Origin of the sequence: Achromobacter sp. 2789STDY5608621 (genome assembly GCF_001299375.1) — a bacterium.
Taxonomy (GTDB): Bacteria; Pseudomonadota; Gammaproteobacteria; order Burkholderiales; family Burkholderiaceae_B; genus Achromobacter; species Achromobacter insuavis.
Window position 1 is genome coordinate 45,765 of the sequence record NZ_CYTU01000015.1, and the last position, 14,356, is coordinate 60,120.

13 protein-coding genes are annotated in these 14,356 nt (G+C 67.0%); 10 read left to right on the plus strand and 3 right to left on the minus strand.

Annotated elements, in window-relative coordinates:
* The first annotated feature begins 2 nt into the window (after positions 1–2).
* The 3 genes from AOZ53_RS16250 (at position 3) to AOZ53_RS16260 (ending at position 2,318) form a co-directional block, all read left to right on the plus strand.
* Entirely contained in the window at positions 3–1,202 is a 1,200-nt protein-coding gene (locus AOZ53_RS16250) for an alpha-D-ribose 1-methylphosphonate 5-triphosphate diphosphatase (RefSeq protein WP_054476076.1), read from the plus strand.
* 17 nt (positions 1,203–1,219) lie between these two features.
* On the plus strand, positions 1,220–1,762 hold the full coding sequence (locus AOZ53_RS16255; RefSeq protein WP_054488498.1) for an MOSC domain-containing protein: 543 nt from the start codon (positions 1,220–1,222) through the stop codon (positions 1,760–1,762).
* A 121-nt stretch (positions 1,763–1,883) separates the two neighbouring features.
* Complete coding sequence (locus AOZ53_RS16260; protein WP_054428498.1) at positions 1,884–2,318, plus strand: hypothetical protein; 435 nt, start codon at positions 1,884–1,886, stop codon at positions 2,316–2,318.
* 40 nt (positions 2,319–2,358) lie between these two features.
* Here AOZ53_RS16260 and AOZ53_RS16265 read toward each other — a convergent pair whose 3' ends face one another.
* Positions 2,359–2,736 (minus strand): hypothetical protein, encoded by a 378-nt coding sequence (locus AOZ53_RS16265; RefSeq protein WP_054428497.1) that lies wholly within the window; start codon positions 2,734–2,736, stop codon positions 2,359–2,361.
* 169 nt (positions 2,737–2,905) lie between these two features.
* Positions 2,906–4,192 carry a dicarboxylate/amino acid:cation symporter gene (locus AOZ53_RS16270; protein WP_054476139.1) on the minus strand — a complete coding sequence of 429 codons (1,287 nt, stop codon included), beginning with the start codon at positions 4,190–4,192 and terminating at the stop codon, positions 2,906–2,908.
* Positions 4,193–4,493: 301 nt separating this feature from the next.
* On the opposite strand from AOZ53_RS16270, the gene AOZ53_RS16275 reads away from it, so the two are divergent.
* Positions 4,494–5,393, plus strand: coding sequence for an SMP-30/gluconolactonase/LRE family protein (locus tag AOZ53_RS16275; RefSeq protein WP_054488500.1), 900 nt, complete (start codon positions 4,494–4,496; stop codon positions 5,391–5,393).
* 18 nt (positions 5,394–5,411) lie between these two features.
* On the opposite strand, the gene AOZ53_RS16280 is transcribed toward AOZ53_RS16275, so the two are convergent.
* Complete coding sequence (locus AOZ53_RS16280; RefSeq protein ID WP_054488502.1) at positions 5,412–6,185, minus strand: IclR family transcriptional regulator; 774 nt, start codon at positions 6,183–6,185, stop codon at positions 5,412–5,414.
* Positions 6,186–6,415: 230 nt separating this feature from the next.
* Between AOZ53_RS16280 and AOZ53_RS16285 the strand changes: the two genes are divergently transcribed.
* Genes AOZ53_RS16285 through AOZ53_RS16310 form a run of 6 tightly spaced genes read left to right on the plus strand, consistent with a single transcriptional unit; the run spans position 6,416 to position 14,255 of the window.
* The gene (locus AOZ53_RS16285; RefSeq protein WP_054488504.1) at positions 6,416–7,738 is read left to right on the plus strand and encodes an ArgE/DapE family deacylase; all 1,323 of its coding nucleotides are present in this window, start codon (positions 6,416–6,418) and stop codon (positions 7,736–7,738) included.
* Between the two features lie 39 nt (positions 7,739–7,777).
* The gene (locus AOZ53_RS16290; protein ID WP_054428493.1) at positions 7,778–9,382 is read left to right on the plus strand and encodes an ABC transporter substrate-binding protein; all 1,605 of its coding nucleotides are present in this window, start codon (positions 7,778–7,780) and stop codon (positions 9,380–9,382) included.
* Entirely contained in the window at positions 9,379–10,356 is a 978-nt protein-coding gene (locus AOZ53_RS16295; protein WP_156333405.1) for an ABC transporter permease, read from the plus strand. Before AOZ53_RS16290 ends, AOZ53_RS16295 begins: the two co-directional genes overlap by 4 nt.
* A complete protein-coding gene (locus tag AOZ53_RS16300; RefSeq protein WP_054428492.1) occupies positions 10,353–11,192 on the plus strand; it encodes an ABC transporter permease in 840 nt (279 codons plus the stop codon). The genes AOZ53_RS16295 and AOZ53_RS16300 overlap by 4 nt, the downstream gene beginning before the upstream one ends.
* Positions 11,192–12,823, plus strand: a complete 1,632-nt coding sequence (locus tag AOZ53_RS16305; protein ID WP_054488506.1) for an ABC transporter ATP-binding protein — start codon at positions 11,192–11,194, stop codon at positions 12,821–12,823. The genes AOZ53_RS16300 and AOZ53_RS16305 overlap by 1 nt, the downstream gene beginning before the upstream one ends.
* Positions 12,816–14,255 carry an amidase gene (locus tag AOZ53_RS16310; protein ID WP_054488508.1) on the plus strand — a complete coding sequence of 480 codons (1,440 nt, stop codon included), beginning with the start codon at positions 12,816–12,818 and terminating at the stop codon, positions 14,253–14,255. Before AOZ53_RS16305 ends, AOZ53_RS16310 begins: the two co-directional genes overlap by 8 nt.
* Positions 14,256–14,356: the final 101 nt, after the last annotated feature.

Sequence of the window (14,356 nt, forward strand, 5' to 3'; positions counted from 1 at the left end):
GCATGACCAGCACCTACCTGACCCACGCCCGCGTCGTGCTGCCGGACCGCGTGCTGGAAGACAGCGCCGTCCTGATCGAGGACGGCGTCATCGCCGCCATCGCGCCCGACGGCGCCCGCGCCGCCCACGAGATCGACCTGCGCGGCCTGACGCTGGTGCCGGGCCTGATCGACCTGCACTGCGACGCCATCGAAAAGGAAGCCGAGCCGCGCTCGAAGGTGCTGTTCCCGCTGGACTTCGCGGTGGCGCAGGTGGACCGCCGCAACGCCGCGGCCGGCATCACCACGCCCTACCACGCGCTGTCGTTCGCCAACAGCGACCTGGGCGTGCGCAACAACGAGACCGCCGCCCAGGTGGTGCGCGGCGTGCGCGCCTTCCGCCAGCACAGCCTGGTCGACAACCGCGTGCACTGCCGCTACGAAGTCACCGACGCGACCTCGGTGCCGGTGCTGCAGCAGTTGATGGACGAGGGCGCGGTGGACCTGCTGTCGGTGATGGACCACTCGCCCGGCCAGGGCCAGTTCAAGACGCTGGAGTCGTACCTGCAATACATGATCGGCAACCACGCCATGAGCCGCGAGCAGGCCGAAGAGGCCGCGCACGCCAAGACCCGCGCCAAGGACGGCGCGGTGCAGCGGGTCGAGACCCTGCTGGCGCATGCGCGCGGCCTCGGCATCCCGACCGCCAGCCATGACGACGATTCGATCCACCGCATCGCCACCATGCGCAACCTGGGCGTGGCGATGAGCGAATTCCCGATCACGCTGGACACCGCCCGCGCCGCCGTCTCCTGCGGCCTGCCCACCATCCTGGGCGCGCCCAACGTGCTGCGCGGCAAGAGCCAGAGCGGCTCGATGCGCGCCATCGACGCGATCCGCGCCGGCGTGGCGAGCTGCCTGTGCTCGGACTACCAGCCTTCGACTCTGATCGCCGCGGCCTTCGCGGTGGCGGCGCAGACCGAGCTGACGCTGCCGCAGGCGCTGGCGCTGGTCACCGCCAATCCGGCCGATGCCTGCGGCCTGTCGGATCGCGGCCGCATCGCGGTGGGACAGCGCGCCGATCTGGTGGCGGTGGCGCAGGTCGGCGCGTTGCCGCTCATCAGCTACACCTGGAGCGCCGGCCGGCTGGTGTTCTCGACCCACTATCCGTCCGCTCGCCTGCCCGCGCCTGCCGCCGAAGCGCGCGGCCTGGTGGCGGCTTGATCCGGCGGGAGCAAAGCATGGGGGCGATCGTGACCGCCGTGGCCGCCAGCGCGGCGCACGGCTTTTCCAAGCAGGTGCAGCCGGCCATCGTGCTGCGGCAGGGCGAGGGCGTGGAAGGCGACGCCCATGCCGGCGTGACGGTCAGGCATCGTTCGCGCGTCAAGGTCGATCCGACCCAGCCCAACCTGCGCCAGGTGCATCTGATCCACGGCGAACTGCACGACGAACTGCAGGCGGCCGGTTTCAATGTGGCCGAAGGGACGGTGGGCGAGAACATCACCACCCGCGGCATCGATCTGCTGGGCCTGCCGCGCGGCGCGTGCCTGCACATCGGGCCGCAGGCGGTGGTGCAGATCACCGGCCTGCGCAACCCTTGTTCGCAACTGGACCACTACCAGAAGGGGCTGACCGCCGCCGTGCTCGGGCGCGACGCCGCCGGCGGCCTGATCCGCAAGGCCGGGGTCATGGGCATCGTGCTGGCCGGCGGCGCGGTGCGGGCCGGGGATGCCATCCGGGTGGCGTTGCCGGCGCCGCCGCATCTGCCCCTGGAACGGGTCTGACCGCGCCTGGCGACAAACCTTGTCGCCGGACAAGCGGCGGACACGCGCATCTGGTTAAATGGGCAATGACGAGGTGGCCGCGGCTTGCGCGGCCCGTCTCCCTTATTTTCCGGAGCGCACGATGGCACGATTCAATTTCACCCAGGACCCCGAAGAACCCGATCTCTGGGCCGCGGAAAACGTGCCCGTGGGCGAAGGCCGCCCGCCGATCCACGTCATGATCCAGACCGACGGCGAAGAGCCGGACGGCGCGGCCTCCAAGGTGGTCAAGGCCATCATCGGCAATCTCGACGAGCAGATCCTGGCCGCGGCCGATTTCCTGCTCGACAACTACTCCTACGAGCACTGCAAGAAGCTCGGCATCGAGGACGACCAGCTGCTGCGCGAGGAAACCGCCGAGGCCATGGCCGAGAAGGCCGTGCTGCGCGCGCTGTGGCTGTTCGACGAGGACGGCGACGGCTACGAGCTGTGGTTCACGCTGCCGTGGGATCCCGTCCATACCTACGACGTCGAATTCGAGGACGGCGCCCCGGTGTCGTGCTCGGTCAACGACTAAGCCTGCCTGCCGCGCGCCGCCTCCCGGGGCGGCCGCGCGTTCAGCGAGCCAGCTCGAAGCGGGTCGCGCGGGCCTCGCCCAGCGACTCGTCATAGCGATAGCGCAGTTTCAGCGCCTTGCCCTTGCGCACGGCGGCCATGTCGGCGCCGTCCAGCGCCACGTCGATCTGGCGGTCGACGAATTCGGTGCAGTCGGTATCGGCGCGCGCGCCCTCGGGGATATCGGCCGCCTTCACATTCAGCCGGAACAACAGATGCGAGACCTCGGTGCCGTCGGTACGGTACTGGCGCATCTGCACGGGCGGGTTGGCGACGGTGCCGGACAGGTCGCAGGCAATGCGGGTCCAGGCATGGGCGGAGGGCAGGGCGGCCATCAGGACGGCCGCCGCGAGCGCGTGGCGCGGGCGTAGTGATTTCATGGCATATGCAATGAGCGCCGCCGCCTTGGCGCGGCGCCCTTAAGGGGTGCCTGGGGGCTTCCATGTTGCGCCGGGCGTGTGCGCCGGTCAAGGCCGGCCGCCGCATGAAAAAAGGCCCCGCATCACCTGTGGGGCCTTTGCCGGAAAACGGGGAAACGCCGCGGCGCGTTCAGGCGTCGCGCGTCGCCGTTTGCGTGGCCGGCGCGGACTCGGCCTTGGGCGCCAGGTCCTCTTCGTTGCCTTCCATCTTGGCGATGACGGCGGTGGCCAGGCTGTTGCCGACCACGTTGGTGGCGGTGCGGCCCATGTCGAAGAACTGGTCGATGCCCATGATCAGCAACAGGCCGGCTTCGGGCAGGTGGAACATCGGCAGCGTCGCCGCCACCACCACCAGCGAGGCGCGCGCCACGCCGGCCATGCCCTTGCTGGTCACCATCAGCACCAGCAGCAGCGTCAGCTGCTGCGAGAAGCTCATCTCGATGTTGTAGGCCTGCGCGATGAACAGCACCGCGAACGACTGGTACATCATCGAGCCGTCCAGGTTGAACGAGTAGCCCAGCGGCAGCACGAAGCCCGAGATGCGCTTGGACACGCCGAAACGCTCCAGCGCCTCGATGGTCTTGGGGTAGGCCGATTCGCTGCTGGCGGTCGAGAAGGCCAGCAGGGTCGGTTCCTTGATCAGGCCGCCCAGGCGGAAGGTGGACTTGCCCAGGAACAGGTAGCCCACCGCGAACAGGATGGTCCACAGCAGCGCCAGGCCCAGGTAGAACTCGCCGATCAGCTTGCCGTAGCTGACCAGCACGCCCAGGCCCTCGGTGGTGATGGCGGCGGCCATGGCGGCGAACACGCCCAGCGGCGCGAAGCGCATCACGTAGTCGGTGACGCGGAACATGATCTTGGCCAGCTCGTCGATCATGTTGTAGATGGTGTTGTGGCCCTTGCCGCGGATGAACGACAGCGCCGCGCCGAAGAACAGCGAGAACACCAGGATCTGCAGGATCTCGTTGTTGGCCATGGCTTCGGCGATGCTCTTGGGGAACACGTGCGCGATGAAGGCCTTGAGGGTGAAGTCGCCGGTCTTCAGGCCGGCGGTGGCGGCCGCGTCGGGCAGCGCCAGGTTCAGGTGCGCGCCGGGCTGGAAGATGTTGACCAGCGCCAGGCCCAGCAGCAGCGAGATGGCCGAGGCGGCGATGAACCAGAACATAGCGCGCAGGCCGATGCGGCCGACGGCGCTGGCGTCGCTCATGCTGGCCAGGCCGGACACCAGGGTGGCGAATACCAGGGGCGCGATGATCATCTTGATCATGCGCAGGAAGATGTCGGTGATCAGGCTGAAGTACGAGGCGATGTCCTTGGCCTCTTGCGCGTTCTGCGCGTACTTGTTGCAGAAATAACCCACCACGACGCCCAGCACCATGGCGATGCCGATGTAACGCGTCAGCTTCTTAGTATTCATCTTCAAAAACGGAAAACAGGGACCCGATCGGTCGGCCGGATAGGCCTTACCCGCCGGCATGGGGCGGGGCGAAGCGGTCCAATGACGGATATGCCGGAGGGGACCCGGAGCGGCGCGGGTTAACCCTTGGGGCGCGATGTTAACGCCGCGAACCTGACAGTTAGTTGTCAGGTTGGGGACGGGTCATACCTGACTGCCACGGTTGCCGGGGCATGACAAAATGGTCCGGCCTGGCCGGCTGCGCGCCGGCGGGCCACACAAAAAGGGCCGCACAGGCCCGCCCCCTATAGGAGACAGAGCTATGCCGAAACGCGAATTGTCCGTGCTGGTGTCGGGGTATACGTTCCTGGAGGGCCTGCGCTGGCACGAAGGGCGCCTGTGGGCCTCCGATTTCTATACGGGCAAGGTGATCGCCGTCGACCTGCTGGGGCGGGCCGAGGTGATCTGCCGAGTGCTGGAGCAGCCCTCCGGCCTGGGCTGGCTGCCCGACGGGCGGCTGCTGATCTCTTCCATGAAAGACCGCAAGCTGCTGCGGCGCGAGGCGGACGGCCGGCTGGTGCCGCACGCGGACCTGTCGGCGCTGACCGGCGGCCTGATCAACGACCTGGTGGTCGATGCCCAGGGCCGCGCCTACGTCGGCAACTTCGGTTTCGACCTGATGGCCGGCCAACCCTTCGCCACCACCACCCTGGTGCGGGTGGACCCGGACGGGGTGGCCCAGGTGGTGGCGGACGGGCTGTGGTTTCCCAATGGATCGTTCATCACCCCTGATGGCAAAACCCTGATCGTCAACGAGACCTTCGGCAACCGCATCTCGGAATTCGACATCCTGCCCGACGGCGCCCTGGGGCCGCGGCGCGACTGGGCCCACTTCGGCGCCTTGCCGGATTCCGACGACCTGTCGGTGCTGATCGCGGCCTCGGCCATCGGCCCGGACGGCGGCGCGCTGGACGCCGAGGGCGCGCTGTGGGTGGCCGACGCCATCGGCAAGCGCATCGTGCGGATGGCCCGCGGCGGCCGGATCCTGGAACAGATCGATACCGGCGAGCTGGGTATCTTCGCCGCGGCCCTGGGCGGGCCGGACGGTAGAACGCTGTTCATGGCGGCGGCGCCCGACTTCATCGAGGCCAACCGCCGCGCCAAGCCGGAAGGGCGGATCCTGGTGACCGAGGTGGACGTGCCGCACGCGGGACGGCCGTAGCGCGCCCCTCCAGTCGCTTCAGGAGCGGTTGGGGCGGCCGCTGAGGGCGCGCGCGGCCGAGACCGCCAGCGAACTGAAGCGCTGGGAAAAGGACTCCAGCGTCCATTCCGCCAACAGGCCGGAAATGTGGATGGCGGCCAGCGGGCGGCCGCTGTGGTCGACTACGGCGCTGGCCAGCACGATCTCGCCCACCATGCTCTCTTCCATGCAGAGGGCGTACCCCTGTACCCGCGCCTCGCGCACGCGCTCTCGGATCCGCTCGGGATCGGTAATGGTCTTGGGGGTCAGCGGCCGCAGGTCGCTGCGCGCCAGTATGTCGTCGACCTCGGCGTCGGTCAGGTGCGACATGACTGCCCGGCCGCCGGAGGACGAGAAGGTGGGCATGCGCCGGCCCACCAAGGTGGCGTAGAAGGTCTGGCGCTTGGTCTGGCGGCGCAGCGCGTAAACGATGGTCAGGTCATCGAACAGGCTCAGGTCGACCCGCTCGCCGCACTCCTGCTGCAGTTGTTCCAGGATGGGCGTGGCGCGCTCCAGCAGCGGATGGCCGCGCAGGAAGTCGAAAGTCCGGTCCAGGATCTTTTTGCCCAGCACGTAGCCGCGCTGGTTGCTACCGCGTTCGAGGTAGCCCAGCGCCACCAGCGTATGCAACATGCGCTGGGTCGAGCTGCGGTCCAGTCCCGACAATTCCGTCAGCTCGTTCAGGCTGAGCGGACCGGGGTGGCTGGAAAAAGCCTCGAGGATGCCAAAGCCTTTCGCCAGGGATTGGTTGAACCGGGTCTCGGTTGTGGCCATGTCGATCTACTCCATTCTCTTTGTTTTGATGGCGTTGCAACGGCGCGTTGCCGTTGGGGCGCCGGATACGCACTGTAGCGGCAACCGCCCGCGACCAGGCTAGGGAAATCACCCATGTTTTCGTATTGCCCGCCGCTTGTACGAACTCTATCATGTCAAATATAGATATCTAAGTATCAAATATTGATACTTATGGTGTTTGATATTTCATAGCCAACAAGGGGAGTGCAATGACCGCCGTCGCAGCAGCCAGCCTGAGTCAGGACCAGATCGCCGGAGCCGTGGGCAGGCTTCGCCAGTACATGACCGACACGCTGACGGGATTCGTGCAGTGCCGCAGCCTGCCCGGCGAGGAAATGTCGGCCGCCCGCTTCCTGGAAGACGCGCTGGCGCAGCTGGGGCTGGTGTCCGAGCGCATCGCGTTGCGGACCGAGGAATTGAAGAACCTGCCGCTGTACTCGCCGGCCTGCTGCCCCGACGGCGGCCGCTACAACGTGCTGGCGCGCCATGAGCCGCGCGCCGCGGGCGGACGCGCCGTGCTCTTCAACGGCCACCTGGACGTCGTGCCGACCGGTCCGCATGAACTGTGGGACCCGGCGCCGTTCGACGGCGAATTACGTGACGGCTGGCTGTACGGCCGAGGCGCGGGCGACATGAAGGCCGGCATCATCTGCGCGCTGGCGGCGTTCAAGGCCCTGCAGGACCTGGGCGTGCAACCCGCCGGCGCCGTAGGCTTCAACGGCGTGCTTGAAGAGGAGAACACCGGCAACGGCACCCTGGCCACGGTTTCGGCGCTGCAGAGCGCGATCGCCGCAGCCAAGCTCAGCGCCTTCGACGCGGTCGTTATTCCCGAGCCCACGCATGAGCGCATGATGAGCGCCCAGCTCGGCGTGTTCTGGATGTACGTGGACATCGTGGGCCGGCCCGCACATGCCGCCTACATGACCACGGGTGTCAACCCGGTCGAGACTGGCTTGCGGATTGTCGACGCGATGAAACGGCTCGAACACGAATGGAACCTGCCGGAAAATCGGCATCCGGCCTATCGCGAACATGCGCACCCCATCAACTTCAATCTCGGCCAGATCCATGCCGGCGACTGGAATTCGTCGGTGCCCAGCGTGTGCACGCTGGGCATGCGCATTGCCTGCTACCCCGATATGTCGATCGAGGCCGCCAAGCAGCGGGTGCTGGCGTGCATCCGCGAGGTCGAGGCCGGACTGGCCGACAGCGACGTGCGCATCGACATCCGCTACGAAGGTTTCCACGCGCCAGGTTGCGAGTACGACCTGGAGGTGCCCGCGATGCAATTGCTGGCCGACGCCCACCGCCGCGTGACCGGCGAACTGCCCCAGCCCACGGCGCTGACCGCGACCACCGACGGTCGCCATTTCCGCCTGATGATGGACGTGCCGGTCACCTGCTACGGCCCCCAGGTGAAAAACGTGCACGGTTTCAACGAATGCGTGTCGGTGGACAGCATGGTGCGCGTCGCCACCTCGCTGGCGCTCTTCATCAACGACTGGTGCGGCGTCGAGCCGCGGCAAGCCTGAACCCATCTGCGTTCCCGCTTCTTTCTACGGATTCCTGCCATGACTTTTTTCTTCGCCCGACGCGTCCTGGCGCGCTGCGCCCTGGCCGCCGCCAGCCTGCTGCCCTTTGCCGCCTCTCCGTCGCATGCCGCCGAAACCCCGCAATATGGCGGGGTGTTGACGGCCATCCTGAGCCCCGAGCCGCCGACCCTGAACGTGGCGGTGCAGCAGGTTGCCAGCACGCAGTTGGTGGCCGGCAAGATCTTCGAGAGCCTGTTGACGTATTCCTTCGACCTCAAGCCCCAGCCCGGCCTGGCGCGGTCGTGGGAGGTGTCGCCGGATCGCCTGACCTACACCTTCCATCTGCAGCCGCAGGTGCAATGGCACGACGGCAAGCCGTTCTCGTCCGATGACGTGGTGTTCACCTACACCAAAGTGCTGGCCAACACGCCGCGCACGCGCACCTTGATGGCCAATGTGCAGGAGATCTCGGCCCCGGACGCCGACACCGTGGTGTTCAAGCTGAAGCAGCCGTACTCGGCCTTCCTGTACGCGTTCGACATCGGCGGCGGGGCGATCCTGCCCAAGCACCTGTACGACGTCGATACGCCGATCGGGCAGAACCCGAACAACAATGCGCCGATCGGCACCGGACCGTTCAAGTTCAAGCGTTGGGAGCGCGGGTCGTATATCGAGCTGGTCAAGAACGAACACTACTGGAAGGCGGGGCGTCCCTATCTGGACGGCATCACCTATCGCGTGATTCCTGATTCCGCCTCGCGCCGCGTGGCGCTGGAGCAGGGCACCGTGATGCAGGCCTGGCTGCAGGACATCGAGCCGGTGGACCTGGCGCGGGTGGTCAAGCTGCCCAACATCACCCAGACCCACAAGGGTTATGAATATTGGTCGACCATGCAATGGATCGAGTTGAATGGCGGCCGTGCGCCCTTTTCGGACAAGCGCTTCCGCCAGGCGCTGATGTACGGCATCAATCGCCAGTTCATCGCTGACAAGATCATGTTCGGCACGGGCACGGTCGCCACCGGCCCCATCCACCACAACACGCGGTTCTATGACGCCAACGTCAAGTCCTATCCCTACGATCCGAAGCAGGCCATCGCCTTGCTCGACGAGATGGGCCTGAAGCCGGACGCCAAGGGCGTGCGCGCCACGATCGGCCTGATTCCACTGCCTTACGGCGAGATGCAGCGCCGCGTGGCCGAGTACATCAAGCAGAACCTGGCCAAGATCGGCGTGGCCGTGACGCTGGAGAACACCGACGTCGGCGGCTGGACCAGCCGCGTGGGCAACTGGGATTTCGATATGGGCGCGAACGGCGTGTTCCAGTATGGGGATCCGGCCATCGGCGTGTCCCGCACCTACCTGGGCAGCAACATCAAGAAGGGGCTGATGTTCACCAACACGTCGCAGTACAACAATCCGAAGGTCGATGCGCTGTTCAACGCCGCCGCCACCGCCGCCACCGACGAAGAACGCCAGAAACTCTATAGCGAGGTGCAGCGCATCCTGGTGGACGACGTGCCGGTGCTGTGGCTGGCCGACACCAACTACTCGACCCTGCTGAACAAGCGCGTGCATGACGCCGTGACCACCGCGCTCGGCGTGGTGGACACGCAGAGCGACGCCTGGCTGTCCAAAGAATGAAGAAGATCGCCAAGTTCCTGGCGAACCGGGTGGTCAAGAGCGTCCTGGTTCTGCTGATGATCGCGCTCTTCAACTTCTTCCTGGTGCGGGCCGCGCCAGGCGATCCGGCCGTGATCCTGGCGGGCCAGTCGGGAGCGGTGGACGCCGAGTTCATCGCCAAGCTGCGCCAGGAATTCGGCCTGGACAAGCCGATCCCGGTGCAGCTGGGCCACTATCTGAAGAATGTCGCCACGTTCGACTTGGGGTATTCCTATCGCCAGCAGGCGCCGGTGGCGAGCCTGATCCTGCAGCACCTGCCCGCGACCTTGCTGTTGACCCTGTCGGCTTTCGCCTTCGCGCTGCTGGCGGGCGTCAGCCTGGGCACCCAGGCCGCGCTGCGGGTGGGGAAGTGGGGCGATACCGTCATCACGACCCTGTCGATGCTGGCCTACGCGACGCCACTGTTCTGGGTCGGGCTGATGCTGGTGCTGCTGTTTTCGGTGAACCTGGAATGGCTGCCCGCGTTCGGCTATGAAAGCGTCGGCGCCAACCTGACCGGCCTGGCCCGCGTGGCCGACGTGGCCAGGCACTTGTTGTTGCCGGCGTTGACCCTGGGCATGTTCTACATGGCCGTCTACGCCCGGCTGACGCGCGCCTCCATCCTGGAAATCAGCCAGCTGGATTTCGTCAAGACGGCGCGCGCCAAGGGCTTGTCCGAACGCACGGTGATCGTGCGCCATGTGCTGCGCAATGCGCTGCTGCCCGTCATCACTTATGCCGGCATCCAGGCCGGAGGACTGATTGGCGGATCGTTGCTGGTGGAGACCGTGTTCGCCTGGCCCGGCATCGGCCGGCTGGCGTTCGACGCCTTGATCCAGCGTGACTACAGCGTGCTGCTCGGCGTGTTCTTCATGGCCTCCCTGATCGTGGTCGTGGTCAACCTCGTCACCGACATCCTGTACACGGTGGCGGACCCCAGGATCGAACTCAAATGAAAGCCTTCATGCAATCGTTCTGCCGCAACAAGGGCGGTGTCATGGGTCTGATTGTGCTGGCGATGGTCACGCTGGTGGCGATCTCCGCCAGCTGGATCTTCCCGGACAGTCCGTGGGACATCATCAACGGGCCTTTCATGCCGCCGTTGTCCGACGGCGCCTTGCTGGGCACCGACACGCTGGGCCGCGACATCGCCACCGGCATCGCCTATGGCTCGCGCATCACGCTGGTGCTGGCCGCGGTGTCCACGGCGGTCTCCATCCTGGTGGGTATCACGGTCGGCGCGCTGGCCGGTTTCTATGGCGGTCGGGTGGACCAGGCCATCGTCGGTTTCATCGAACTGTTCCAGACCATTCCCAGTTTCTTCCTGGCAGTGGTGCTGGTGGCCATCCTGACACCCAACATGGCCACGGTGATCTTCGCCATCGCGGTGGTCTCGTGGCCGCCGCTGGCGCGCCTGGTGCGGGCGGAGTTCATGAGCCTGAAGAATCGCGAATTCGTGCAGGCGGCGATGCTGTCGGGTCAGTCCAACCTGCGCATCATCCTGACGCAGATCCTGCCCAACAGCCTTTCGCCCGTGATCGTGTCGGGGTCATTGATGATTGCCAGCTCGATCCTGCTGGAATCGGCCCTGAGCTTTCTGGGCCTGGGCGACCCCAATGCGATGACCTGGGGCTACATCATCGGCGCCTCGCGCAGCGTGCTGCGCGACGCCTGGTGGATGAGCGTGTTCCCGGGCGTGGCGATCCTGTTGACCGTGCTGTCGCTCAACCTGATCGGCGAAGCGCTGAACGACGCGCTCAATCCCAAACTGGCCCGCAGGAGGACGACGTGATGAGCGCGCTGCTTGAAATCCGTGATCTCAGCGTGACGGCCGCCCACGGCGGACCGACGGTGGTGCAGGGCGTGTCCTACACCGTGAACCGCAATGAGATCCTGTGCGTGGTGGGTGAGTCGGGATCGGGCAAGTCGGTTACGGCGCACGCCATCATGGGCCTGTTGCCGGCGGACCAGTTGAGCGTCACGCAGGGCCAGATCCTGTACGGCGGGCGCGATCTGGTCGGCCTGTCGGCCACGGACTGGTATGGGCTGCGCGGCCGTTGCTTCGGCATGGTGTTCCAGGAGCCCATGACGGCGCTCAATCCCATCATGCGGGTGGGCCGCCAGGTCGACGAGGTGCTGGAGCGGCATACCAACCTGAACGCCGCCGCCCGCCGACAGCGGGTGCTCGAACTGTTCGGCCAGGTGCTGCTGCCCGATCCGCAGGCCATGTATGACGCCTTTCCGTTCCAGTTGTCCGGCGGCCAGCGCCAGCGTGTCGTGATCGCGATGGCGCTGGCGCTCGAGCCGGACGTGCTTATCGCCGACGAACCGACCACCGCGCTGGACGTCACCACGCAAGCGCAGATCCTGGCGCTCATCAAGGACATCCAGCACCGCATGGGCATCGGTGTCATCTTCATTACCCACGACTTCGGCGTGGTGGCGGACATCGCCCACCGCATCGTTGTGATGCGCAAGGGCGAAGTGGTGGAATCGGGGGCGGCCGACGACATCCTGAACCGGCCGCAGCATCCCTACACCCGCCAATTGATCGCGGCGGTGCCGCACAAACCCGAAGGCAAGGACGAGGCGGCGCCCGCGCTGCCGCTGATGGCCGTGGCCAACCTGTGCAAGACCTTCGCCACCGGCGGACGGCGGGTCGACGCGCTGCGCGACATCTCGCTGGACATCCGCCAGGGCGAGACGCTGGGGCTGGTGGGAGAGTCCGGTTCCGGCAAATCGACGCTGGGACGTACTTTGATCGGCCTGATCGCGCCTGACAGCGGCAGCGTGCGGATGGACGGCCGAGAACTGGTCGGCATGGCGCCCCGCGATTTCCGTCCCTACCGGCGCCAGATCCAGATGGTGTTCCAGGACCCGTATGCGTCGCTCAATCCGCGTCACCGCGTCATTGAGGCCGTGGCGCAAGGACCGATCGCGTTCGGCGAGAGCCGCAAGACCGCGCTGCGCGAGGCGCGTGAACTGCTGGAACTGGTTGGGCTGGGCGGAGACGCCGGCGAGCGCTATCCGCATCAGTTCTCGGGCGGCCAGCGCCAGCGGGTCGGCATCGCCCGGGCGCTGGCGCTCAAGCCGCGGCTTTTGGTGGCCGACGAGGCCGTCTCGGCGCTGGATGTGTCGATCCAGGCGCAGGTGCTCGAATTGCTCAAGACCGTCAGCGGCCAGTTCGACCTGTCGGTGCTGTTCATCACGCATGACCTGCGCGTTGCGGCCCAGATTTGCGACCGCATCGCGGTGATGCGCCAGGGCCAGCTAGTGGAACTGGACCGAGCCGCCACGATTTTCTATCACCCCCAACATGAATACACGCGTCGCCTGATTGAATCGGTGCCGGGCAAGGCCTGGAACAAGCCCGACCTGGCGGCGCTGTCGGAGTCTTCAACCAGGAGCAAGCAGTATGCGTGACACCGAGTATCAGGCGCTGGACGGGCTGGCGCTGGCCGATTTGCTGGCGCGGCGCGAGGTCGGCGCGGAGGACCTCATGGCCTGCGCAATCAGGCTGGCGCGCGAACGCGCGCCGGCGCTCAACGCGCTGTGCTATGAGCGCTATGAAGAGTCCCTGGCGGTGGCGCGCGCCTGGCGCCAGGCCGGCACGTTCCGCGCCATTCCCTTTTTGCTGAAGGATTCCGGGCTGGCGCACACGCGCTTTCCGTCCAGCCTGGGGTCGCGCCTGCTGAATGACACCGCCTATCCCCGCAACGCCACACTGGCCGACCGTTTCGAGGCGGCCGGCCTGATTGCCTTCGCGCGCACCACGGTGCCGGAATTCTGCATGGCGCCCACCACCGAGGCGCGGCGCAACGGCGGTCCTACCCGCAACCCCTGGGACTTGACCCGTTCGTCCGGTGGCTCCAGCGGCGGGGCGGCGGCGGCGGTCGCCGCGGGCATCGTCCCGCTGGCCCACGGCAGCGATGGCGGCGGATCGATCCGCATCCCGGCCGCGGCCTGCGGCGTCTATGGCCTGAAAGTGTCGCGCGGGCGGGTGCCCATGGGGCCATTTCGCGGCGAGGGCTGGGGCGGCCTGGCGACCGATGGCGTGCTGTCTCGTTCGGTGCGCGACACGGCCGCGGCGCTGGACGCCATCGCGGCGCCCGAGCCGGGCGCTCCCTACGCGGCGCCGGCCGCGCCCGCCTCCTATCTGAAACTGCTGGCCGAGCCGTCGCGCAAGCGGCGCATCGTCGTCTGGCGCAGCGCCTGGCATGGCGTGCCGGTGGCGCCCGAATGCATCGCGGCGGTCGAGCGGGCGGCCGAACTGTGCCGGGCGCTGGGGCACGAGGTGGTCGATGGCGCGCCGCCCGATATTGATTACGAGGCCTTCGTGCTGGCGCATGCCAATGTGCTGGCGGGCAATATCGTGGTGTCGGTGGACACTCGCTTGGGCCTCACCGGCCAGCCGTTGCGCGACGATGATCTGGAGCCGGTGTTGCGCCAGGGCTACGACTACGGCAAGGGGCTGTCCGCGGCGCACTACATCGCCAGCGTCAACCGCTTTCATGCCATCGGCCGCATCCTGGACAGCTATATGGAAGGCTACGACGCCATCCTGTCACCGTCCCTGACCCAGCTGCCGCTGAAACTGGGCGAGCTTTCCACCGCCGGGGGCACATTCCTGGATTTTCGCCGCAAGGTGGCCTCTTACGGCACGTTCGCGGCGGCGTTCAACGCGTCCGGGCAGCCGGCGGCCAGCCTGCCGCTGGTCTGGACCGACGCTGGCCTGCCGGTCGGGGTGCAGGTGGTCGGCCGCTATGGCCGCGAGGATGTCGTGCTGGCGTTGTCGGCTGAACTGGAGGCGGCCCAGCCGTGGGCCGGACGGATCGCCGTCCCCCGGACGGCCTAGGGGCGGTTGGCAAGATGGGGGAGGTCGCTCCGTCCGCCCCCCGTTTCGGGGGGAGGCGGGAGCCCCCTCTACGGGCGAGGGCTGGCGCGTTCGGCGCCGGT